Annotated in this window: 21 protein-coding genes; 12 read left to right on the forward strand and 9 right to left on the reverse strand. The window is 70.7% G+C overall.

Features of this window, described 5'->3' with window-relative positions; all coding sequences use genetic code 11:
* Positions 1–136: 136 nt before the first annotated feature.
* The 5 genes from AMYNI_RS0122865 (at position 137) to AMYNI_RS0122885 (ending at position 4,738) form a co-directional block, all read left to right on the forward strand.
* Positions 137–1,549, forward strand: a complete 1,413-nt coding sequence (locus tag AMYNI_RS0122865) for a hypothetical protein (protein ID WP_051116353.1) — start codon at positions 137–139, stop codon at positions 1,547–1,549.
* Between the two features lie 110 nt (positions 1,550–1,659).
* Positions 1,660–2,304, forward strand: a complete 645-nt coding sequence (locus tag AMYNI_RS49800) for a hypothetical protein (protein WP_020670382.1) — start codon at positions 1,660–1,662, stop codon at positions 2,302–2,304.
* Positions 2,305–2,401: 97 nt separating this feature from the next.
* On the forward strand, positions 2,402–2,926 hold the full coding sequence (locus AMYNI_RS45190) for a hypothetical protein (protein WP_020670383.1): 525 nt from the start codon (positions 2,402–2,404) through the stop codon (positions 2,924–2,926).
* Entirely contained in the window at positions 2,923–3,570 is a 648-nt protein-coding gene (locus AMYNI_RS49805) for a hypothetical protein (protein ID WP_020670384.1), read from the forward strand. The genes AMYNI_RS45190 and AMYNI_RS49805 overlap by 4 nt, the downstream gene beginning before the upstream one ends.
* Positions 3,571–3,580: 10 nt before the next feature.
* Positions 3,581–4,738: a cystathionine gamma-synthase gene (locus AMYNI_RS0122885; RefSeq protein ID WP_020670385.1), complete on the forward strand. Its 1,158-nt coding sequence runs from the start codon at positions 3,581–3,583 to the stop codon at positions 4,736–4,738.
* A 69-nt stretch (positions 4,739–4,807) separates the two neighbouring features.
* On the opposite strand, the gene AMYNI_RS0122890 is transcribed toward AMYNI_RS0122885, so the two are convergent.
* Positions 4,808–5,086, reverse strand: a complete 279-nt coding sequence (locus AMYNI_RS0122890) for a hypothetical protein (protein WP_026360806.1) — start codon at positions 5,084–5,086, stop codon at positions 4,808–4,810.
* Positions 5,087–5,208: 122 nt separating this feature from the next.
* On the opposite strand from AMYNI_RS0122890, the gene ilvA reads away from it, so the two are divergent.
* Positions 5,209–6,411: a threonine ammonia-lyase gene (gene ilvA, locus AMYNI_RS0122895; protein ID WP_026360807.1), complete on the forward strand. Its 1,203-nt coding sequence runs from the start codon at positions 5,209–5,211 to the stop codon at positions 6,409–6,411.
* Positions 6,412–6,493: 82 nt separating this feature from the next.
* Here ilvA and hppD read toward each other — a convergent pair whose 3' ends face one another.
* Positions 6,494–7,702 carry a 4-hydroxyphenylpyruvate dioxygenase gene (gene hppD, locus AMYNI_RS0122900; protein ID WP_020670388.1) on the reverse strand — a complete coding sequence of 403 codons (1,209 nt, stop codon included), beginning with the start codon at positions 7,700–7,702 and terminating at the stop codon, positions 6,494–6,496.
* Between the two features lie 152 nt (positions 7,703–7,854).
* Here hppD and AMYNI_RS0122905 point away from each other — a divergent pair, with 152 nt between their 5' ends.
* On the forward strand, positions 7,855–8,331 hold the full coding sequence (locus tag AMYNI_RS0122905) for an Lrp/AsnC family transcriptional regulator (protein WP_020670389.1): 477 nt from the start codon (positions 7,855–7,857) through the stop codon (positions 8,329–8,331).
* Between the two features lie 36 nt (positions 8,332–8,367).
* On the opposite strand, the gene AMYNI_RS0122910 is transcribed toward AMYNI_RS0122905, so the two are convergent.
* The 3 genes from AMYNI_RS0122910 to AMYNI_RS0122920 form a co-directional block, all read right to left on the reverse strand.
* The gene (locus AMYNI_RS0122910) at positions 8,368–9,168 is read right to left on the reverse strand and encodes an MBL fold metallo-hydrolase (RefSeq protein ID WP_026360808.1); all 801 of its coding nucleotides are present in this window, start codon (positions 9,166–9,168) and stop codon (positions 8,368–8,370) included.
* 143 nt (positions 9,169–9,311) lie between these two features.
* Positions 9,312–9,809 (reverse strand): transcription elongation factor GreA, encoded by a 498-nt coding sequence (gene greA, locus AMYNI_RS0122915; protein ID WP_020670391.1) that lies wholly within the window; start codon positions 9,807–9,809, stop codon positions 9,312–9,314.
* Positions 9,810–10,007: 198 nt separating this feature from the next.
* Positions 10,008–10,484, reverse strand: a complete 477-nt coding sequence (locus AMYNI_RS0122920) for a DUF4307 domain-containing protein (RefSeq protein ID WP_020670392.1) — start codon at positions 10,482–10,484, stop codon at positions 10,008–10,010.
* Between the two features lie 134 nt (positions 10,485–10,618).
* On the opposite strand from AMYNI_RS0122920, the gene mca reads away from it, so the two are divergent.
* Together mca and AMYNI_RS0122930 are read left to right on the forward strand one after the other, a co-directional pair.
* A complete protein-coding gene (gene mca, locus AMYNI_RS0122925; RefSeq protein ID WP_026360809.1) occupies positions 10,619–11,518 on the forward strand; it encodes a mycothiol conjugate amidase Mca in 900 nt (299 codons plus the stop codon).
* Positions 11,515–11,874, forward strand: a complete 360-nt coding sequence (locus AMYNI_RS0122930; RefSeq protein WP_020670394.1) for a hypothetical protein — start codon at positions 11,515–11,517, stop codon at positions 11,872–11,874. The genes mca and AMYNI_RS0122930 overlap by 4 nt, the downstream gene beginning before the upstream one ends.
* Here the strand turns inward: AMYNI_RS0122930 and AMYNI_RS0122935 are convergent.
* From AMYNI_RS0122935 to AMYNI_RS0122945, 3 genes are all read right to left on the reverse strand, one after another.
* On the reverse strand, positions 11,871–13,229 hold the full coding sequence (locus AMYNI_RS0122935; protein ID WP_020670395.1) for an FAD-binding protein: 1,359 nt from the start codon (positions 13,227–13,229) through the stop codon (positions 11,871–11,873). The two genes, AMYNI_RS0122930 and AMYNI_RS0122935, sit on opposite strands and share 4 nt — an antisense overlap.
* Positions 13,230–13,286: 57 nt before the next feature.
* A complete protein-coding gene (locus tag AMYNI_RS0122940) occupies positions 13,287–15,827 on the reverse strand; it encodes a polynucleotide kinase-phosphatase (protein ID WP_020670396.1) in 2,541 nt (846 codons plus the stop codon).
* 169 nt (positions 15,828–15,996) lie between these two features.
* A complete protein-coding gene (locus AMYNI_RS0122945; RefSeq protein WP_020670397.1) occupies positions 15,997–17,400 on the reverse strand; it encodes a 3' terminal RNA ribose 2'-O-methyltransferase Hen1 in 1,404 nt (467 codons plus the stop codon).
* A gap of 63 nt (positions 17,401–17,463) precedes the next feature.
* Between AMYNI_RS0122945 and AMYNI_RS0122950 the strand changes: the two genes are divergently transcribed.
* The 3 genes from AMYNI_RS0122950 (at position 17,464) to AMYNI_RS45200 (ending at position 22,244) form a co-directional block, all read left to right on the forward strand.
* Positions 17,464–19,479: a thioredoxin domain-containing protein gene (locus AMYNI_RS0122950; protein ID WP_020670398.1), complete on the forward strand. Its 2,016-nt coding sequence runs from the start codon at positions 17,464–17,466 to the stop codon at positions 19,477–19,479.
* A gap of 172 nt (positions 19,480–19,651) precedes the next feature.
* On the forward strand, positions 19,652–20,215 hold the full coding sequence (locus AMYNI_RS0122955) for a hypothetical protein (protein ID WP_020670399.1): 564 nt from the start codon (positions 19,652–19,654) through the stop codon (positions 20,213–20,215).
* A gap of 43 nt (positions 20,216–20,258) precedes the next feature.
* On the forward strand, positions 20,259–22,244 hold the full coding sequence (locus AMYNI_RS45200; RefSeq protein ID WP_020670400.1) for an acyl-CoA dehydrogenase family protein: 1,986 nt from the start codon (positions 20,259–20,261) through the stop codon (positions 22,242–22,244).
* Here AMYNI_RS45200 and AMYNI_RS0122965 read toward each other — a convergent pair whose 3' ends face one another.
* Positions 22,245–22,637, reverse strand: a complete 393-nt coding sequence (locus AMYNI_RS0122965) for a PPOX class F420-dependent oxidoreductase (protein WP_020670401.1) — start codon at positions 22,635–22,637, stop codon at positions 22,245–22,247.
* Positions 22,638–22,658 lie beyond the last annotated feature (21 nt).

The raw sequence follows: 22,658 nt of genomic DNA on the forward strand, positions 1-22,658 counted from the left end.
GATGCTTACCGCAGCTGGTCCGGAAAGTTTCTATCGGGTGGCAGGGCCGGGGCGTTACGAGCACCCCTACCTGCCATCCGATAGCGTGTGCCCGAGTTAAGAAGTCAGGTCCTCGTCTAGGGGGTTCAAGACCCACATGAGTGCTCCGCAGCCACCGAACCAGCCGTGGGGTGGCGGCCAGCCACCGCAGGGCCCACCGAGTGGACCCCAGCCGCAGCAAGACAACCCGTTCGGCTCCCCGGAGCCGACCCAGGTCGTGCAGCCGGGCCAGCCGCAGCAGCCGCCGCAGGGCGAGCAGTTCGGTGACACCCCGGAGCCGACTCAGGTCGTGCAGCCGGCGCAGCCCGGCGACGCCGGCGCCACCCAGGTGGTGAACCCGGTGCAGGGCGGTGCTGAAGGCGGGGCCGAATCGACCCAGCTGGTGCCGCCAGGCTCGCAGCCGCCGCCGTCGATCCCCTACGCCCCGCCGCCCAGCGCGGCGGACAACCCGGCCGCGATGAACCCGCAGCAGGGTGGCTTCGGCCAGCCGGGCCAGTTCGGTCAGCCGGGGCAGCCCGGCGGCTTCGGCCAGCCCGGCGGGTTCGACCCGCAGCAGGGCCAGCCCGGCGGCTTCGGCGGCCCGCCCCCGCCTCCCGGCTTCGGTGGCCCCGGCGGACCCGGTGGACCTGGTGGTCCCCCGCCGGGCTTCGGTGGACCGCCTCCTGGCTTCGGCGGCCCACCCGCCGCCGGCGGCAAGTCCTCGCTCGCCATGGTCGGCGCCATCGCGGCGATCGTGCTCGGCCTGCTCGGCGCGGTACTGACCATCACGCTGTGGCTGGACTCCTCGCCCAGCTCGGCGGACATCGAGCAGTACTGCGGCCGCCTGCCGGGCGACAGTGCCGACGCGTGCCGCGACAAGGTCAGCATGCCCGGCGACGTCGTCTTCTACTTCGCGATGCTGACCGTGGGTTCGGTAGCCGCCCTCGCCGGTGGCGTGCTGATCTTCCTCAAGCAGAAGTTCGCGCACTTCGTGCTGCTCGGCGCCGGCTTCCTGCTGCTGCTGTTCAGCATCCTGCTCGGTGCGAACTACGAGTTCGTGTTCCGGTTGGTGTTCGACCTGATCGCCGGTGTGCTGCTGCTCGGTCTCGGCGCGCTGGGCTTCTTCCCGCAGACCCGCCATTTCGTCGGACTTTCGGGTGGTCCTGGTGGTCCCGGCGGCCCGCAGGGCTTCGGCCCCGGCGGTCCCGGTGGACCTGGTGGGTTCGGCGGACCGCCGCCGCCGGGTGGCTTCGGCCAGCCCGGTCAGCCTCCGCAGCAGTACGGCCCGCCGAGCGGTGGGTTCCCGCCGCCGGGACAGCCCGGTCAGCCTGGCGGTTTCGGCCAGCCTGGCGGTCCGAATCCGTCCAGCGGCGGGTTCCCGCAGCCGGGCCAGCCCGGTGGCTTCGGTCAGCCCGGCCAGCAGCCTGGTGGTTTCGGCCAGCCGCCGCAGGGCCAGCCCGGCGGTTTCGGTCAGCCCGGCCAGCAGCCGGGGCAGCCCGGTGGCTACGGCCAGCCGCCGCAGCAGTGGTGAATTACTGAGTTCTGGTGAAAAGGTGCCCTCGGCCAGCTGGCCGGGGGCACCTTTTTCGGCCGGGACAGCGCTAGCCTCCCTGGCAGGCGACGAGCGGATTCGGGGGCGTGATGAGTTATCCACCGCAGGGACCCGGCGGCTACCCGCCGGGTGGGTACCCGCAGCAGGGTTACCCGCAGCAGAACGTTCCGCAGCAGGGCTATCCGCAGGGCCCGCCGCCGGGATACGGGCCGCCGCCCGGATATGGCGGCGGGGTTCCGTTCGGCGGCCCGCCGGCACCGGCGCCGAGCAGGACGAGCACCGTGGTCGCCGCGAGCTGCGCCGGGCTGGTCGCGCTGCTGCTGTGGATCTACGTCGGCGACGTGATCGCCACGTTCGGTGTCTCGCTGGTCAAGGACCGCGGTCTCGGGCTTGGCGCCGGTGGCTGGGTGGTGCTCGTGGTGCGCGGCCTGTGCAGCATGGCGGTCATGGCGGGCGCGATACTGGCGCTGACCAGGAAACCGCTCGGCCCGTGGCTCATTTTCGGTGCAGGCGCACTGGTTGTGCTCTTCCTGCCGCTGGAACCGCTGCTCGTCGGCGCGGACTTCGGCGTGTACTTCGACGGCCTGTTCAGCGCCGGCACGACCGCGGCGCTGTGCCTGATCGGTGCCACCGTCTTCGCCCTGTTCGCTGCGATCTTCGCGATCCTGCCGTCCACGATGGCCTACGCGAGGACCCGGCCGGTGCCGGTGCACGGGCCGCCGAGGCAGTGGTGAACGCACCGGTCACAGCTTGACCAAAACCATGTCGAGGGGCGGTGGCCGGGGCTAGGGTGAGCGCCGAAAAGTCCCGCGGTCACCGGATGGGGGAGTCGTGACGAATCCAGCTGACGGCTCCCCGGCCCGGACACGGCGGCCCAGCCCGGTTTCCGCGATCCTGGCCGGACTGCTCGGCCTGGTGCTGGCCGGTGCCCTCGGCTACCTGCCCGGCCGCCGGTTCATCGAGTTCGGGTTCAGCGAGCTGCCCGGTGAGATCATCACCGTGCTGGCGCTCTACCTGCTCGCCGCGGTTCTGCTGCTGATCGGGGCGCTGGCGGTGTTCTTCCGCGCGGTCGCCGGTGCGGTCCTGCTTATCGCGGGCGCGGTGCTCGGTGCGGCCGCGGTGCTGCTGGAGCCCGCCCTGATCCACGGCGGCGACTACCGGAACTTCTTCGAGCTGGTGTTCCGGCTCGAGGCCGGTGTGGACGGTTACCTGCTGCTGGTGGGTACCGTGCTGAGCCCGGTGGTGTTCTTTCTGGCCATCCTTCCGCCCACCTTCAGGTACCTGCGGCAGCGGGGAGACACCGCGCCGCCGGACTACCGGACACCGGGCCGACCGACACAGAGTTGGGAACCATGAGCTACCAGCAGTACCCGGGTGGGTACGAACCGCAACAGCCTGGCCAGCCTCCGCAATACCCGGCGCCGCAGTACCCCGCCCCGCAGTACCCGGCTCCGCAATATCCGGCCCAGCAGCAGTATCCGGGGCAGCAGCCATATCCAGGTCAGCCGTATCCGGGCTACCCGCAGCAGCCGCTGCCGCCGGTGCAGGCCAGTGGTGGCACCGCGATCACCGCGGGCGTGCTCGCCGTGCTCGGCGGGATCTGGCACCTGCTCGGGTTGGTCGGCAGCATCGTCGGGCTCGCGGACTCGTCCGTCCTGCTGGTCCGCGTGCTGGTCACGCTGATCGTCAACCTGCTGCTGGCCGTGCTGCTGCTCACCGGCGGGATCATGCTGTTCCTGCGGAAGCCGGCTGGCAGGCTGCTCACCATGATCGGTGCAGGGCTGGCGATCGGCCTCTACCTGCTCGCGCTGGTGCTGGCCGTGTCCGGCGCGTTCTACGTCAGCTTCGTGACGGTCGGGGTCGCGGTCGGCGTTGCGCTGTTCGTGATGAGCCTGCCCGCCATCGCGACACTGGTGCTGGCCGCGGTTCCGTCCACCAAGCGCTGGGTCTCGCCGCCCGAGCCGCTCCCACCTGCCGGGAGTCCACCAGGCTGGTCGTAGGCTGGACGCCATGGTTGACGACGCCTCCAGGTTCGGTTTCGAGACGCGCGCGATCCACGCCGGACAGGCACCGGACCCGCGTACCGGCGCGGTCATCGTGCCGATCTACCAGACCTCCACCTATGCCCAGGACGGAGTCGGCGGGACCCGCGAAGGCGACTACGAGTACTCGCGCACCGCGAATCCCACCCGCACCGCGCTGGAGCAGGCACTGGCCGCTTTGGAGGGTGCCCGGCACGGGCTGGCCTACGCCTCCGGCATGGCGGCCTCCGACGCGGTGCTGCGCAGCGTGGTCCGCCCCGGTGACCACCTGGTGCTCGGCAACGACGCGTACGGCGGCACCTTCCGGCTGATCGACAAGGTGCTCACCCAGTGGGGGCTCGAGTACACCGTCGCCGATCTGTCCAAAGTGGACGAGGTCAGGGCGGCGATCCGCCCGGAGACCAAGCTGATCTGGTGCGAGTCGCCGACCAACCCGCTGCTCGGCATCGCGGACATCCCGGCACTGGCCGGGGTGGCGCACAGCGCGGGCGCCCGGCTGGTGGTGGACAACACCTTCGCCACCCCGTACCTGCAGACCCCGCTGTCCCTCGGCGCGGACATCGTGCTGCACTCCACCACCAAGTACCTCGGCGGACACTCCGATGTGGTCGGTGGTGCGGTGCTGACCAATGAGGACGAGCTGCGCGAGCAGTTGTTCTTCATCCGCAACGCGGCCGGCGCGGTGCCGGGGCCGTTCGACGCCTGGCTGACCCTGCGCGGCATCAAGACGCTGGCGGTGCGGATGGAGCGGCACTGCGACAACGCGGAGTTCGTGGCGGACGCGCTGCTCGCCCACCCAAAGGTGGACCGCGTGTACTACCCGGGCCTCGCCGAGCACCCCGGCCACGAGGTGGCGGCCAAGCAGATGCGCCGGTTCGGCGGCATGGTCTCGTTCACGCACGCCGACGGGGAGCAGGCCGCACTGGACGTGGCCGCGCGCACCGAGCTGTTCATCCTGGCCGAGTCGCTCGGCGGGATCGAGTCGCTGATCGAGCACCCCGGCCGGATGACGCACGCGAGCGTCGCGGGTTCGACCCTGCAGGTGCCCGCCGAGCTGCTTCGGCTCTCCGTCGGCATCGAGGACGGCCGCGACCTGGTGCACGATCTCCGCACAGCCCTCGGCTGAGCCCGCGTACGAGCCCAATGTGACGTTCGGTGTCTTCTACTGGCCAAACGTCACGTTGGGCCGGTTCGGCTAGGGCTGGTAGTTGTTGTGTTCGACGGCGCCGATCGGGCCGCCCGGCTTGGGTGCCGGGGGCAGTTCGGCGCCCTTGACGCAGCCGCCGATCAGCTCGACGTGGTCGTCGTGCCGGATGTACTCGCCGGGGTCGCCGCAGGTCGCCTGTTCCACCGTGTAGAACGCGGCGCCGGTCAGCGCCACCGCGGACGCTATTCCCGCCACCAGCGGCAGCAGGCCGGCCGATCGGCTGCCGCGAAGACCACGGGCGAGGCCCGATTCGCTGCTTCGTGGCATGGTTACTCCCGGTTCGCCGACGGTGACCTGACCCAGGGTACCTGGCCGCGGCGGGCGCCGGGATCCGACGCGGACGAGTGGTATGCCCGTCAGTCCGAAGTCGGCTGGCATCATCGCCTTTCATGACACTCGTGAGCGTGGAGCGGATCCTTCAGGCACAACGACTGCTCAAGGGCGTGGTCCGGCGGACCCCGATGGAACATGCCCGTGACCTCCGGCGGCTGCACGACGGGGCGGTGCATCTCAAGTGCGAGAACCTCCAGCGCACCGGCTCCTTCAAGATCCGGGGCGCGTACACCCGGATCCACGGGCTGACCGACGAGGAACGGGCACGCGGGGTGGTCGCGGCCAGCGCGGGCAACCACGCGCAGGGGGTGGCGCTGGCGGCGTCCCTGCTCGGCATCAAGTCCACTGTGTTCATGCCGACCCGCGCGCCGCTGCCGAAACTGGCCGCGACCAGGGGCTACGGCGCCGACGTGCATCTGCACGGCGAGCTGGTGGACGAGTCGCTGGCGGAGGCGATCGCGTTCGGTGAGCGGACAGGGGCGGTGTTCATCCACCCGTTCGACCACCCGGACATCATCGCCGGCCAGGGCACCGTCGGGCTGGAGCTGCTGGACCAGGTGCCCGAGCTGGCGACCGTGCTGGTGGCCACCGGCGGCGGTGGCCTCGCCGGTGGGGTGGGGTCCGCGATCAAGGCGCTGCGGCCCAGTGCGAAGGTGATCGGCGTGCAGGCCGAGCTGGCCGCCGCCTACCCGCCCTCGCTGGCGGCCGGTGCTCCGGTGCGGCTCGGCGAGGTGCACACGATGGCGGACGGGATCGCGGTCGGCCAGCCGGGGCCGGTCAGCTTCGCGCACGTCTCCTCGCTGGTGGACGACGTGGTCACGGTGAGCGAAGAGTCGCTTTCCCGTGCGGTGCTGCTCTGCCTGGAGCGGCGCAAGCTGGTGGTGGAGCCCGCCGGTGCGGCGGCGGTTGCCGCGTTGCTCGAACATCCGGGTGCCTTCGAGCCGCCGGTCGTCGCGATCCTCTCCGGCGGGAACGTGGACCCGCTGTTGCTGCTGCAGATCATCCAGCACGGCATGAAGGCGGGCGGGCGGTACCTCAAGCTGCGGCTGCGGGTGCCGGACCGGCCGGGATCGCTGGTGGCGGTGCTGTCCAGGGTCAGCGAGCTGGGCGCGAACGTGATCGACGTGGAGCACTCGCGCATCTCCGGCACGCTGGAACTCGGTGAGGTCGAGGTCGCGCTGAACCTGGAGACCCGCGGCCCGGAGCACTGCGAAGAAGTGGCCCGCGAACTCCACCTCGCCGGCTTCACCGTGGTCTAGCCGCCCTGGATGCAGCGAAGGCCACCTTGCCTGCGTTCAACGCAGGCAAGGTGGCCTTCGCTGCGTGCGGTCAGTCAGGGGGCTAGAGGTTGCCGCGGCGTTCTTGTTCGCGTTCGATGGCCTGGAAGAGGGCCTTGAAGTTGCCCTTGCCGAAGCCCAGCGAGCCGTGTCGCTCGATCAGCTCGTAGAACACCGTCGGGCGGTCGCCGATCGGCTTGGTGAAGATCTGCAGCAGGTAGCCGTCCTCGTCCCGGTCGACCAGGATCCGGTGCTCCTTCAGCACCTCGATCGGCACCCGGACCTCGCCGATCCTGGCGCGCAGCGCGGGGTCGTCGTAGTAGGAGTCCGGGGTGTCCAGGAACTCGACACCGGCCGCGCGCATCGCGGTCACCGTGGCGATGATGTCGTTGGTGGCCAGCGCGATGTGCTGGCAGCCGGCGCCGCCGTAGAACTCCAGGTACTCGTCGATCTGCGACTTCTTCTTCGCCACGGCCGGCTCGTTGAGCGGGAACTTGACCCGGTGGTTGCCGTTGGAGACCACCTTGCTCATCAGCGCCGAGTAGTCGGTGGCGATGTCGTCGCCGACGAACTCCGCCATGTTCACGAAGCCCATCACCCGGTGGTACCAGTCCACCCAGTAGTCCATCTTGCCTAGCTCCACGTTGCCGACGCAGTGGTCGACCGCCTGGAACAGCCGCTTCGGCGCGCCTTCCGGCCGTCGGACGGTGCTCTCCTTGGCCTGGTAGCCGGGCAGGTACGGCCCGGTGTAGCGGGACCGGTCGACCAGCGAGTGGCGGGTTTCGCCGTAGGTCGCGATGGCCGCCCGGCGCACCGTGCCGTGCTCGTCGGAGACGTCGTGCGGCTCCTCCAGCACGGTGGCGCCCTGCTCCCGCGCGTGCTGGACACACTTGTCCACATCGGACACTTCCAGCGCGAGGTCGATCACGCCGTCGCCGTGCCGACGGTGGTGGTCCAGCAGTTCCGAATCCGGCCGCACCCCGCCGGTGATCACGAACCGCGCCGAGCCGGACTTGAGCACGAAGGACTTGCGGTCGAAGTCCCCGGTCTCCGGCCCGGAGTAGGCGACCAGCCGCATGCCGAAGGCGACCTGGTAGAACCAGGCGGTCTGGGTGGCGTTACCGGCGATGAACACCACGGCGTCCATCGACTTCACCGGGAACGGGTCGGTCGAGGAGTCGTGGTCTACCAGGCCGACGAGCTGGCGCAGTTGGTCGTAGCTGACGTCGTCAAGCGGGGCGGACGCGTCCTTGGGATCGATGGTCTGCGTCATGCTGCCTCCCTCGTTCGTGGTGGTGAGCGGTACTCCGGAGAATCCACTGGCAAGTCAAGATGCGCAATAGTTGCTAGATTTGCTGGACAATCTGCCCAGCAGGTTCGGCAACAGCCCGGTCAGGCTGGACAATCTGTGCAGGAGGAACCCCCGTGTCCGAAGACGCGCTCGACGCGCTCGACGCCAGATTACTGCTGCTGCTCACGGATTCGCCGCGACTTGGCGTATTGGAGTGCGCGCGCAGGCTCGGCGTCGCCCGCGGCACCGTGCAGGCCCGGCTGGACCGGCTGACCGCGAAGGGCGTGCTCGGCGGCTTCCCGCCGGAGGTGGACCTGGCCGAGATGGGCTACGGGCTGACCGCCTTCGCGGTGCTGGAGATCGCCCAGGGCAAACGCGCCGGGGTCGCGCAGGCGCTGGCCGCCATCGACGAGGTGTGCGAGGTGCACGCCACCACCGGCCAGGGCGACCTGTTCGTGCGCATGGTGGCGCGGTCCAACGCGGATCTGCAGCGGGTGATCGACGAGGTGGTCGGCGTGCCGGACGTGCAGCGCACCTCCACGTCGATCGCGCTGTCCACCCCTGTGCCGCCACGAGTACGCCCGCTTCTGGAGCGCACGGCTCGTGAGTGAAAAGTGTTGTTGGGACAACACTTTTCACTCACGACGTCAGAGCACCTGCTTGAGGTAGCGCTGGGCGGAGCGCTGGATGACCGCGTGCCCGTCGGTGCGGATGATCGCGTCCCACCACGCGCCGTAGATCGCGTCGAACCGGTAGGGCTCCAGCAGTTCCGCCGCGCGCCGCACGATCTCCGGGCGCTCCGGGATGAGGTTCGGGTAGCTGTACATGAACCCGACGAACTTCCGGTCCGGGATCACCTGCGCGATGTCGCCGCTGAGCAGTGCGCCCTTGCCCTGCTCGCCGTCGCGCCAGTGCAGCACGGTGCCGCCGGCGAAGTGCACGCCGAGGTTGATCAGGGTCAGGTCGTCCGCGAGCCGCTTGGTGGTGCCGCTCCACAGCTGGATCGCCGGATCCGGCCTGCCGATCCACTGCTGGTCGTTCTCGTGCAGGTGGATCGGCGCGTCGAAGGCGCGGCTCCACTCGACCATCGTGGTGTAGTAGTGCGGATGGCTGATCGCGATGCCGGTGATGCCGCCGTGCTCCTTGACCTCGGCCACCAGCTGGTCGTCCAGGTAGGCCGCGCAGTCCCAGAGGAAGTTGCCGGAATCGGCCTTGACCAGCAGTGCCCGCTGGCCGATCGCGACGCCGGGGTTGCTGCCGACGCCGATGATCCGCTCGCCCTGCTCCTCGATCCGCGGGGTGTAGTCACCGGCGCGCAGGGTGTCCAGATCGGTCCACCGCTGCCCGGCGGCGGGAATGTACTGACGCTCGTCCTCGCAGATGGGGCAGTCCGGGCGCGGGGCGGCGTACTGCATGCCGCAGGCCACACACATAGGTTCGGTGCTCATCGTGATACCTCCCAGTATTGTCTAATCGCAATATTAGGGGATGACGATATTCGCGGCACCTGGCCGGTGGAAGACCCGCGGTCGGAATGCGGACACGCCCGGCCGGAAAGCGGCCGGGCGTGTCCGTGGTCCGATATATCGCGTCAGCCGGCGTAGGGCACGGCCTTCACGAGCTTGACCTTCTGCTTGCTGCCGTTGGGCAGCTCGTACTCCCGGGTCTCACCTTCCTTGGCGCCCAGCAGGGCCTTGCCAAGCGGCGACTCGGGGGAGTAGACGTCCAGGTCGCCTTCGGCGCCCTCTTCGCGGGTGGCGAGCAGGAACTTCTCGTCCGCGTCATCGCCTTCGTAGCGCACGGTGAGAACCTTGCCCGGTTCAGCGAGACCGTCGTTGGCAGGTGCTTCGCCGACCTTGGCCGCGCGGAGCAGTTCCTGCAGGTGCCGGATCCGGGCTTCCGCCTGGCCCTGCTCTTCGCGGGCCGCGTGGTAGCCACCGTTTTCCTTGAGGTCGCCCTCTTCCCGGCTGGCATTGATCTTCGCTGCGATGACCGGACGATTCTCGATTGCTTCGTCGAGCTCGTGCTTGAGCCTGTCGTAGGCATCCTGAGTCAGCCAGGTCACCTGGGTGTCGCTCACGGCCACCATCTCCTCGTGGGTCCTGCCGGGCTTGGGTATACAAGCCGGCGGCCGCGCGGACATGGCGTGCCCACGCGACTGAGATAAAGGAAAAACACGGCCCGCCTGGGGCCGTGCCGGTAGATCAGGATAACACGATGGGAGGTCTCGTCGCCGCTCAGATTATCGCATTCCGGGCATTGAGCGCTGTCTTCACCCCGTTGGCCGCTATGGGGTTGACAAGTATTGTGGTACGTCGTAAGAGCACCCAAATATGTCCGCGGTCACGGGCCGGGTGCCGCTCCTGACCACGGCGGTCAACACCGTGCTGCCCGCCCCGGGTGGGACGAAGATCTCCCGGCGGCCACTCTCCGCGCCGGAGATGTCACGGACCCGGACCACGCAGACCCCCGGCCGGTCCGGCTCGTCCCTCGTCACGTCGATGGTGATGGACATCGAGTTGCCCGGCTGCTCCTCGAACCCCAGCCGCTGCGCCTCGATCGGCACCGAGCCGAGGTTCTGGTACAGCAGCAGCGCGGCCGCCGAGCTGACCACTACCGCGATCACGCCGAACACCCAGCGCCGCGCCTTGCCGCGTGGCCGGTTCTCCCTGGCGGCTTGGCCGTGCCCGGCCGACCCGTAGCGGCCCTCCGGCAGCGGCGGCCTGGTGCCGGCGCCGGCGGTGCCGGCCTGTCCGGTGCGCAAACCCGGGCCTCCGATCGGTCCTGTCGGGGGAATGGAGACAATGTGCGGAGCGTTTCAGTACCGAGTATGCGTGCGCGCGCGACCGCGCGGCACGGTGGGGGCAAGCAACGGTGAAGGAAGGGATCGTGTCGGGCATGACGGGATCTGACGGCCAGGGGACGGGACTGCGGCTGATGGCCGTGCACGCGCATCCCGACGACGAGTCGAGCAAGGGCGCGGCCACGATGGCCAGGTACGTCGCCGATGGGCACGAGGTCATGGTCGTCACCTGCACCGGTGGCGAGGCGGGCAGCGTGCTGAACCCGGCGATGGACCGGCCCGAGGTACTGGCCAACATGACCGAGGTCCGGCGCGAGGAAATGGCCCGCGCGGCGAAGATCCTCGGGGTGCGGCACCGCTGGCTCGGCTTCATCGACTCCGGCCTGCCGGAGGGCGACCCGCTGCCGCCGGTGCCGGAGGGCTCGTTCGCGGTGGTCCCGCTGGACGAGTCGACCGAGGCGCTGGTCAAGGCCATCCGCGAGTTCCGCCCGCACGTGGTGCTGACCTACGACGAGAACGGCGGCTACCCGCACCCGGACCACATCCGCACGCACGAGGTCTCGATGGCCGCGTTCGACGCGGCGGCCGAGCCGGACCGGTTCCCGGACGCCGGCGAGCCGTGGCAGCCGCTGAAGCTCTACTACATGCACGGGTTCTCCAGGGCCAAGCTGGAGGCCTTCCACCGGGTGCTGACCGAGGCCGGCCTCGAGTCCCCGTACGACGAGTGGCTGTCGAAGTGGGACCCCGACCGCGCCGATGTGATGGAGCGGGTCACCACCCGGATCGAGTGCAGTGAATACTTCGAGGTCCGGGACGAGGCGCTCAAGGCGCACGCCACGCAGATCGACCCGAACAGCAGGTGGTTCGCGGTTCCGCTGCACCTGCAGCGGGAGGCGTGGCCGACCGAGGAGTACGAGCTGGTGCGGTCACTTGTGGACAGCACGGTCCCGGAGGACGATTTGTTCGCAGGAGTCCGGGAGAAGGTGGGCACATGAGTTTCGCGTTGCCGGCGGTCGCTGTGGCGCCGGTCGGCACCATCGCTACCGTGCTGGCACAGCAGCCGGGTAGCGGTGACAACGGCGGGCAGGGCGAGGACTTCGGCAAGTCCTCGCCGGTCGGGCTGCTGATCCTGATCCTCTTCCTGATCGCGGTCGCGCTGCTGGTCCGGTCGATGACCAAGCACCTCAAGCGGCTGCCGGCCAGCTTCGACGAGCCGCCGGCCAAAAACGACGCCGTCGACGCTGCCGGGTCTTCGGACGAAGCGCCGGAAGACGAGCCCGGCGAAGAGGAGTCCGCGGTGAAGGCCGAGGCAGGCAAGGCTGCCACCCCGGCCAAGGGCGAATCCGCCTAGAACACCCGTTGGCCGGGCGCCAGGATGCCGCGCGGGTCGTAGCGGCGTTTGGCGTCGGAGAGCCGGTCCCATTCGGCGCCGAAGTGCGCCCGCCAGTCCGCGCCGGTCATCGGCACGGCGTTGGCGGGATAGGCCAGTCCGCCGACCGCCGCGGCGCGCCGGTGCAGCGCGGTGTTCAGCTCGATCAGCCGCGCGTTGCCCACCGGATCGAACGGCCGCCCGGTGCGCAGTACCGCGTACAGCCAGACCAGCTCGCCCGGCGGCACCCGCAGCAGCGGGGTGCGCAGCCGCTCGGCGCGCACCGGATAGAGCATCACCAGCCCGGAGCCGCCCAGCTCGGCGGGGCCGATCTCGGCGAGCGACCCGGTCACGAAGGTGCGGACCGCGTGGTCGGGCAGGAACACGTTCAGCCACGGATGCGGGTGGAACCAGCTGCCCTCGGCGCGCAGCGCGGCCTCGCCGTCCGCCATCCGGTCCAGGAACTCCAGGTAGGCGACGTCCTCCGCTTCGATCGCGGCCGGGTCGTAGCTCAGCCCGCCGAGCAGCGAGCGTTCGTCCGGCGCGGCCGGCGGCGAGTAGTAGCTGACCGCCTCCAGCAGATAGCGCCAGGTCCCCGTCTCCGGATCTGGGATGAGCTGGCCCTCCAGGTAGTCGAACCGGCCGTCCCGCACCACCGTCCGCTGGTCGGCGAGGTACTCGTGCAGCGAGTGGTAGTACAGCTTCCACCGGCGCGCCCGCCGCTCGGCGGGCAGCAGCCGCACGGTGGCGCGGGTGATCACCCCGCACTGCCCGAGCCCGGAGCGCGCCGCGTCGAACAGGTCCCGGTGCTGCTCCGGTGAGCAGCTCAGCACCTCGCCGGTGCCGGTGACCACCTGCAGCGCGGTCACCGTGTCGGTCTGCGTGCCGTGGTGGTGGCTCGCCCCGCCGATCCCGCCGACCACCAGCGTGCCGCCCACGGTCAGCTCGAGGTAGTCGGTCAGCACCGGTGGGGTCGAGTGCCGCGGCAGGGTCGCGGCCAGTACCTGCTGCCAGGTGGCACCCGCGGCCACGGTGACCTCCCGGTCGGTGATCCGGTGCACCGCGTGCAGGTCGGTCAGGTCCAGCACGATGCCGCCTTCGGCCTGGCACTGGCCGAATGGGGAGTGCCCGGCCCCGCGCGCGGCCACCGGCACGCCGTGCGCGGCGGCGAAACCGAGCACCGCCGAGATGTCCGCGACCGAGCCGGCCCGCACCACCGCGGCCGGCCGGACTCGGATCAGCCCGCCCCAGTCCTGGCTCGCCAGTGCGAGTTCGGCCTCGCTCGTGCACAGCTCCCCGTCCAGCCCCGGCAGCCGCGCCAGGTCCCAGGTACCCATAGCTCACCTTCCCGAACGTCCCGGCATGAAAGGGCGAAAAGCCGGCTATTTGCCGCGCTACAACCTCGGGTCGACCGGGTCGGACTCCAGAGCGAGCACGGCGAAAACGCATTCGTGCACTCGCCAAAGGGGCTCGCCGCGGGCGACCCGCTGCAACGCCTCCAGGCCGAGCGCGTACTCCCGCAGGGCGAGCATGCGCTTGCGGCCGAGGTTGCGCTGCCGCAGCCGGTCGAGCTGCTCCGGCGTGGTGTAGCCGGGACCGTAGATGATCCGCAGGTACTCCCGCCCGCGCACCTTCACTCCCGGCTGAGCCAGCCCGCGCGCACCCCTGGTCAGGTTCGCCGCCGGCTTGACCACCATGCCTTCTCCACCGGCGGAGGTCAGGTCCAGCCACCACGCGGTCGCCGCGTCCACCGACTCCTGGTCGGTGGTGTCCACCGCCATCGTCGCGGTGGCCGCGAACAGCTCCGGGTCCGCGGCGGTGAGCCGCCCTGCCAGCGCCAGGTGCCAGGAGTGCGGCCGCTCGTGGTGCGATGCCCCGGCCGAGGCGAGCACCTGGAACGGCGCCAGCCGCACCCCGTCGAGCCCGTCGGTCGGCCAGCAGTAACGGCGGTACGCGGCCCGGTAGGCGGCCACGTCGGCCTCGTGCGCGCTGATCCGCCCGTGCAGCTCGCCGACGTCCACGCCACGTGCGACGGCCGCCGCCAGCTCGGCACTCGCCACCGGTAGCACGGCCTGCGCGGCCGCGCCGACCGACGCGTACTGGTCGGCGATCAGCGCGCCCGCCTTGAGGCTCCACGGCATCAGCTCGGCGTCCAGCAGCAGCCAGTCGGTGTCCAGCTCGTCCCACAGCCCGGCCTCGGTGACCGCGGCGCGCACCCTGGCCAGCAGCTCATCACCACGATCGCCGCTGAAGAACGGCCGCCCGGTCCTGGTGTAGACCGCGCCGGCGCCCGCGATGCCGAACCTGGCCGGCGCCACCGAATCGTCCCGGCAGGCCAGCACGACTGCTCGCGAACCCATGTGCTTCTCCTCGCACAGCACGGACTGCACCCCGGCCGCGCGGTACTCCGCGAACGCCTCCGCCGGGTGCTCCAGGTATCCGTCCACAGTGGACGTCGTGCTGGGCGCCATGGTGGGCGGCAGGTAGAGCAGCCAGCGCGGGTCGGTGGCGAACCGGCTCATCACCTCGAGCGCCGCCGCGGACTGCTCCGCGGAGACACCGACCCGGCCGTGCTGCCTGGTCTCCACGACCCGCTTGCCGGTGACGTCGCCGAGCTCCAGCACCGCGGGCTCGCGGCCGGCGGTGGCCGCCGGCGGCAGCTCCGCGTCCGGCAGCAGCGGCTTCACCGGCTCGTACCAGACCTTCTTGGCCTTCACCGCGACGACTTCGCGTTCCGGGTAGCGCAACGCGGTCAGCTTGCCGCCGAACACGCAGCCGGTGTCCAGGCACATCGTGTTGTTGACCCACTCCGCATCCGGCGTCGGCGTGTGTCCATAGAGGACAGTCGCGCGGCCGCGGTAGTCCCGCGCCCACGGCAGCCGCACCGGCAGGCCGTACTCGTCGGTTTCGCCGGTGGTGTCGCCGTACAGCGCGACGCTGCGCACCCTGCCCGACGCCCGGCCGTGGAACCGCTGGGGCAGCCCGGCGTGCGCGACCACCAGGTCGCCGCCGTCGAGCACGTAGTGCGCGATCAGCCCGTCGCAGAAGGCCTCCGCGCGGGTGCGGAACTCCTCGTCCTGCGCGCCGAGCTGTTCCAGCGACTCGGCCAGCCCGTGCGTCACCTGCACCTTGCGCCCGCGCAGCGCGCGCACCAGCTTCTGCTCGTGGTTGCCGCACACCACCAGCGCGTCCCCGGCCTCGGCCATGCCCATCACCAGCCGCAGCACGCCGGGGGTGTCCGGGCCGCGGTCCACCAGGTCGCCGACGAACAGCGCGGTCCGGCCGTCGGGGTGGTGCGCACCGGTGCCCTCGGGCGAGATCCGGTAGCCCAGCTCGGTCAGCAGCTCCACCAGCTCCTCGCGGCAGCCGTGCACGTCCCCGATCACGTCGAACGGCCCGGTCAGCTCGCGGCGGTCGTTGAGCAGCGGTTCCACCACGATCTCCGCCTCGGCCACCTCCTGCTCGGTGCGCAGCACGTGCACCCGGCGGAAACCCTCCTTCTGCAGCGATTTCAGCGAGCGCCGCAGGTCCGCCCGCTGGCGGCGGATCACGTGCGCGCCGAAGTCCCGGTCCGGGCGCTCGTCGTTGCGGGCCACGCAGACCGGCTCGGGCAGGTCCAGCACGATCGCGGTCGGCAGCACGTCGTGCTCCTTCGCCAGCCGGATCAGCTCGCCGCGCGGGACGCGCTGCACGTTCGTCGCGTCCACCACGGTCAGCCGCCCGGCAGCGAGCCGTTTCGCGGCGACGTAGTGCAGCGCGTCGAAGGCCTCCGCGGAGACCGACTGGTCGTTCTCGTCGTCCGAGACCAGGCCGCGGAAGGTGTCGCTGGAGAGCACCTGCGTCGGCGCGAAGTGCTTGCGGGCGAAGGTGGACTTGCCCGAACCGGAGGCGCCGACCAGCGCCACCAGTGACATGTCCGGAATGGTCAGTTTCATGCGTTCATCTCCGCGAGTCCACGCGCATCCGCGATCGTGTCGACAGGGCGCGACTCTCGTCGCCCCGAAACGGTGGCAAGGTAGGCGCCCTGCCGCCCCGATAGCGGGGCCTGCCGGCCGGTGCGCGCATCGTGGTCGTCTTGGGTGCCGCGGCTGGATCCAAGTTTCATCATGCGTTCACCTCGAAAACCGCGAGCTGGGTCGGCGGGCCGACTTCGGGATCGTCCACCCCGACCGGCAGGTACCGCACCTGGTAGCCGTGCCGGTCCGCGACCCCGGCCGCCCAGTCGCGGAACTGCGCGCGGGTCCATTCGAACCGGTGGTCGTGGTGCCGGAAGGTGCCGGACGGCAGGCCGTCGAAACGTACGTTGTACTCCGAGTTCGGCGTGGTGACCACGACCGTCCGAGGGTGTGCGACGGCGAACACCGCGTGCTCCAGCGCGGGCAGCCGTTCCGGCTCCAGATGTTCGATGACCTCCATCAGCACCGCCGCGTCGTACCCGGCCAGCGACGGGTCGGCGTAGGTCAGCGCGGACTGGCGCAGCCTGATCCGGTCGCGGGCGTGCTCCGGCAGCCGGTCCAGCTTGAGCCGCCGTTCGGCCGCGTCCAGCGCGCGGGTGGACACGTCCAGCCCGACGATCTCGGTGAAGGACGGTTCGGCCATCAGCACCCGCAACAGCGCGCCACCGCCGCAGCCGAGGTCCAGCACCCGCCGCGCGCCGGCCGCCCGCAGTGCGGCCAGCACGCTGCCCTGGCGCTGCACGGCCAATGGCTGCGGCTGCTCCGGCGCCTCGGTGACCCTCGGCTCGGCGAGCGGATCCTCCACCTCGGCAGTGTTCGGGCCGTCGATCTCGGCCAGTCTGGACAGCGCGTAGCCGATGTAGGGCTTGCGGTGCACCAGGTACCGGCTGGTGATCAGCTCGCGTTCGGGGTGCCCGGCCAGCCAGTTTTCGCCGGCCCGCAGCAGCTTGTCCGCCTCGTCCTGGCTGACCCAGTAGTGCTTTCCGCCGTCCAGCGCGGGCAGCAGCACGTAGAGCTGGCGCAGCGCGTCGGCGAGCCGCAACTTGCCGGTCAGGGTGAGATCGAGGTAGCGGGACTCGCCCCAGTCCGGGAACTCCGGGTCCAGCGGCGCCGGGGTACCGGACACCTGCCAGCCGAGCGGTTCGAACAGCCGCCTGGTCAGGTCGAGCCCGCCGCTCGCGGACAGCGCCGGCACCCGGATCCGCAACGGGATCGCGCTCTCGGCCAGCTCCGGCCGCTGCTGGCACCGGCCGGTCATCGCGGTGCTGTAGACCGCGCGCAACGCGACCGCGAGCTGCGAGCCGGCGGCGTAGGGCCGGTCGTTGACGTACTGGGTGAGGCCGTCGGGCTGGCCGTTCCGCTTGCGCACCAAGGCGATCGGGTCGATCTCCACCAGCAGCGCCGCCGTGCACTCCGCCTCGCCGGCACGCGGGTAGAACACGTGCGCGGTACCGGCCGAGAGCTCGAAGCGCTGCGCTTTCTCCGGATGCTTGTGCAGCAGGAAGCCGAGGTCGGTGGCGGGCTGGTGGGTGGTGGTGATCGTCAGTAGCACGGCGCCCAGTTTGCCGCACGGACATCCCGGGCACAGGTTCTTTTCCCGTGCCACCCTGGTGGCATGCGCAACCGACTTGCCGACGCGACCAGCCCGTACCTGCTGCAGCACGCGGACAACCCGGTCGACTGGTGGCCGTGGGGCCCGGCGGCGCTCGCCGAGGCCAAGCGGCGCGACGTGCCGATCCTGCTTTCCGTCGGGTACGCGGCCTGCCACTGGTGCCACGTGATGGCGCACGAGTCGTTCGAGGACCCGCGGATCGCGGAGATCATGAACACCAACTTCGTGAACATCAAGGTGGACCGCGAGGAGCGCCCGGACATCGACGCGGTCTACATGACCGCCACCCAGGCGATGACCGGCCAGGGCGGCTGGCCGATGACCTGCCTGCTCACCCCGGACGGCGAGCCGTTCCACTGCGGCACCTACTACCCGCCGTCCCCGCGGCCGGGCATGCCCTCCTTCGAGGCGTTGCTGGACGCGGTGATCCAGGCGTGGCGGGAGCGGCGCGACGAGCTGACCGAGGCCGCCGGGCGGATCGTCGCCGAGCTGGCCAAGCAGACCGGGCCGCTCCAGGAGACGGCGGTGGACGAGGAGGCGCTGGCGGCCGCGGTATCGCGGCTGCACACCGAGATGGACGCGGTGAACGGCGGGTTCGGTGCCGCGCCGAAGTTCCCGCCGTCCATGGTGCTGGAGTTCCTGCTGCGCCACCACGAGCGGACCGGTTCCGCCGAAGCGCTGTCCATTGTGGAGAAGACGGCGGACGCGATGGGCCGCGGCGGGCTCTTCGACCACGTCGCCGGCGGGTTCTCGCGGTACTCGGTGGACGCCGAATGGGCCGTGCCGCACTTCGAGAAGATGTTGTACGACAACGCTTTGCTGCTCCGGTTCTATGCGCATCTTGCCCGGCGCACCGGTGCCGAGTTCGCGTCGTGGACGGCCGACCGGACCGGGGGCTTCCTGATCGGGCACATGCTGACCGGTGCGGGCGCCTTCTGCGCGTCGCTGGACGCCGACACCGAAGGCGTGGAGGGCCTGACCTACGTGTGGACTCCGGTCGAGCTCCGTCGCGCGCTCGAACCGGAGGACGCCGAGTGGGCGATCGAGCTGTTCTCCGTGACCGAGCAGGGCAACTTCGAGGCGGGCACCTCGACCTTGCGGCTCGCCCGCTGGCCATCGGAGGACAGGGAACGCTACGAGCGGGTGCGCGTCGGCCTGCTGGAGGCCAGGGGCGACCGGCCGCAGCCAGCCCGCGACGAAAAGGTGATCACCGCCTGGAACGGCCTTGCCATCGCCGCGCTGGCCGAGGCCGGGGTGGCGATGGACCGGGACTGGTGGGTGCTCGCGGCCAAGCAGGCGGCCGGGTTCATGGTCGAGACGCATCTGGTGGACGGCAGGCTGCGCCGCAGCTCGCGGGACGGCGTGGTCGGTTCGGCGGCCGGGGTGCTGGAGGACTACGCGTGTCTGGCGGACGGCCTGCTCGCGGTGCACCAGGCGACTGGCGAGCCGCGCTGGCTGGACGAGGCGACTGCGCTGCTCGACACCGCGCTGGAGCGGTTCAGGGTGGACGGCGTGCCGGGGGCGTTCCACGACACCGCCGACGACGCCGAGGTGCTGGTGGCCCGGCCCGCCGACCCCGGCGACAACGCCAGCCCGTCCGGGGCTTCGGCGCTGGCCGGTGCGCTGCTCGCCGCCTCGGCGCTGGCCGGGCCGGAGCGCGCGGCCCGGTACCGCGACGAGGCCGAGCAGGCGGTGCGGCGGGCCGGTGCGCTGGCCACCAGGGTGCCGCGGTTCGCCGGGCACTGGCTGACCGTGGCCGAGGCCCTGCGGAACGGTCCGGTGCAGGTGGCCGTGGTCGGCCAGGACGAGCAGGCGCGCACCGGGCTGTGGTCGCTGGCCGCCCGCGAGGTGCCCGGCGGTGCGGTGGTGCTGGCCGGGGCGCCGGACGCGGCCGGGGTGCCGCTGCTCGCCGACCGGCCGCTCGTCGACGGTGAAGCGGCCGCGTATGTGTGCCGTGGCTACGTCTGCGACCGCCCCGTCACCACCGCTGAGGAGCTTTCCGCCGCCCTTGCTCAGTAGAGCCCAACGTGACGTTTGGCTCGTTCTATTGGCCAAACGTCACGTTGGGCCGGTTCCGCTGGCGGCGAACGCTCGTCCCCGGCGACCGGATCGGCGTAGGGTTTGTAGTGACGTAATCATGTAATCGTCGATGGAGGCGGGCATGTTCACGCACTGCGAATGGAGGGGTCAGATGGGACGCGGTGGCTGGCGCGGCGGCAGAGGCGGCTGGCAGCAGGGCGAGGTGCCGTCCGCGGACGACGCCCCCGCCTGGATCGGCGGCAGGCTCCCGGACGAGTGGTTCACCGGTGCGCCGGAGGTGGTGATCGACCGCGAAGAGATCCTGATCGTGGGCGAGCTGCCGGCGCTGACCGAGGAGCAGACCGACGACGCGGCCCGTGCCGCGGCGGAGTCGGGCCGGATCAGCCGGTTCCGCGAGGAGACCAGGGACGACCGGATCGAGATCGCCCGTCAGATCGAGCACCGCTACCAGCGCAAGGTGGCCTGGGGTGCCAAGCTCGGCGGCAGCAAGGAGCTGTTCACCACGCTGTCCGCGCCGGTGATGACCAGGCTGCGCCAGCCGGAGCGGCTGGTGCTGGACACACTGGTCGACTCCGGGGTGGCCAGGTCGCGGTCCGAAGCGCTGGCCTGGGCCGTCCGGCTGGTCGGGCAGCACGCCGACGAATGGCTCGGTGAGCTGCGCGAGGCGATGTCCAAGGTGGACGATCTGCGGTCGAAGGGCCCGGACCTGGGCTGAAGCTTGTGCTGCGGCGTCGGCGTCGGTGAGAGACGCTGAGCGCATGGATCTTCCGGAGATTCCCGCCAAGGTCGGCCCAGCGGCGCTGACGTCCGTACTGGACGGCCGCTGGGCCGAACTGCGCCGCTCGGTGCGCACCGAGATGTCCGGCACCCGGTTCCGGGACGGCATCGAGCTCGACGTCGAGCAGCACCGCGCCCAGGTGCTGGAGCAGCTGCACGAGCTGGCCAAGAGCGACCGGCCGAGGCTGGGTTTCGCCAGGGCGTACGGCGGAGCCGACGACATCGGCGGTTCGGTGATGTCCTTCGAGATGCTCGGTTTCGGCGATCTGTCGCTGATGGTCAAGGCCGGCGTCCAATGGGGTCTGTTCGGCGGCGCGGTGCAGCTGCTCGGCACGGCGAAGCACCACGAGCGCTACCTCCGGCCGATCATGGACCTGGAGCTGCCCGGCTGTTTCGCGATGACGGAGTCCGGGCACGGCTCGGATGTGCAGCACCTGCGCACCACCGCCAGCTACGACCCGGCGACGGCCGAGTTCGTGATCGACACCCCGCATCCGGCGGCGCGCAAGGACTACATCGGCAACGCGGCACGGGACGGCCGGATGGCCGCGGTGTTCGCCCAGCTCGTCACCGGCGGCGAGCGGCGCGGGGTGCACGCCTTCCTGGTGCCGATCCGGCACGACGACGGCAGCCCGATGCCGGGCGTGCTGATCGAGGACTGCGGGCGTAAGGCCGGGCTGAACGGGGTGGACAACGGCAGGCTGACCTTCTCCCAGGTGCGCGTGCCGCGTGATGCGCTGCTGGACAGGTACGGCCAGGTCGCCGAGGACGGCACTTACACCAGTTCGATCGAGAGCGACGGGCGGCGCTTCTTCACCATGCTCGGCACGCTGATCCGCGGCCGGGTCAGCGTGGCCGGCAGCGCGGGCAGCGCGACCAAACGCGCGCTCACCATCGCCGTCCGCTACGGCGAGATCCGCCGCCAGTTCAACCGGCCCGGCGATCCGGATGAGGTGCTGCTGCTGGACTACCGCGCGCACCAGCGCAAGCTGCTGCCCGCGCTGGCCACCAGCTACGCGCTGCACTTCGCGCAGGAGGAGCTCGTCGCCACGCTGCACGACATCCAGGGCAGCAAGGACGTCGAAGAGGAGCGGCAGCGGGAGCTGGAGTCGCGCGCCGCCGGGATCAAGGCGGTGTCCACCTGGCACGCCACGCGGACGATCCAGGCCGCGCGGGAGGCATGCGGCGGCGCGGGCTACCTCGCGGAGAACCTGTTGCCCTCGCTCAAGGCGGACACCGACGTGTTCACCACTTTCGAGGGTGACAACACGGTGCTGCTCCAGCTGGTCGCCAAGGGCCTGCTGACCAGTTACAAGGACCATTTCGAGGACCTCAGCCCGCTCGCCACCGCGAAGTTCGCGGCCGAGCAGTTCATGGGCGTGGTGATCGAGCGGACCGCCGCGCGCAAGCTGATCGAGCGGCTGGTGGATGCCAGTCCCGGCCGCGACGACGAAGACGCGCTGTTCGACCGCGGCTGGCAGGTGAAGCTGTTCGAGGACCGCGAAGAGCACGTGCTCGACGGTGTGGCGCGTCGCCTGCGCCGGGCCGCTTCGAGTTCGGACGACGCCTTCAGTGTCTTCAGTGTCTTCAATGACGCACAGGACCATGTGCTGCGGGCCGGCCGCGCGCATGTGGACCGGGTGGTGCTGGAGGCTTTTGTGGCGGCCATCGACCGGTGCGCCGACCAGGACGCGAAACTGCTGCTGGATCGGCTGTGCGACCTCTACGTGCTGTCGAACATCGAGGCCGACCGGGCGTGGTTCCTCGAGCACGGCCGGCTCACCTCAGCCAGGTCGAAAGCCGTGGTGTCCGCGGTGAATGAGCTGTGCGCGCAGCTGCGCCCGCACGCCCGAACGCTGGTCGACGCGTTCGCCATACCCGAGCAGTTCCTGGCCGCGCCGATCGTGGCCGGCGAGGAGCAGCGCCGCCAGGACGCCCAGCGCGCCCACGAGGCCACGCCGGAGTGATCAGGAGACGTGGCCGGTGACTTTGCTGGGGGTCACGCGGACGGTTACCCGGACGGCGCCGGGCGCGTCCTCCCCGGCGGGTTTGCCGTCGTACTTCCAGGACAGGCGTTCGTCGAGTTCGCGGCCGCCGCCCTCGATCGTCGCGGTGCCGCGGATTTCGGTGTACTCCTCCGGGTTCTCGCGGGCCATGATGGTCACGCTGACCCTGGGGTCGCGGCGGATGTTGCGTTCCTTCAGCCGCCCGGCGACGGTGGAGAACAGCAGGTCGTCACCGTCGCGGCCGACCCACATCGCGGAGGTCTGGGGGCTGCCGTCGGCGTTGACGGTGGCCAGGGTGGCGTAGTTCGGGTCGTCCAGCAGCTTGCGGACGGCGTCGCTCAGCGAGATTCCCATCCGATCAACCTAGCGCAGACG

This window comes from Amycolatopsis nigrescens CSC17Ta-90, from assembly GCF_000384315.1.
In the GTDB taxonomy this organism is placed as follows: domain Bacteria; phylum Actinomycetota; class Actinomycetes; order Mycobacteriales; family Pseudonocardiaceae; genus Amycolatopsis; species Amycolatopsis nigrescens.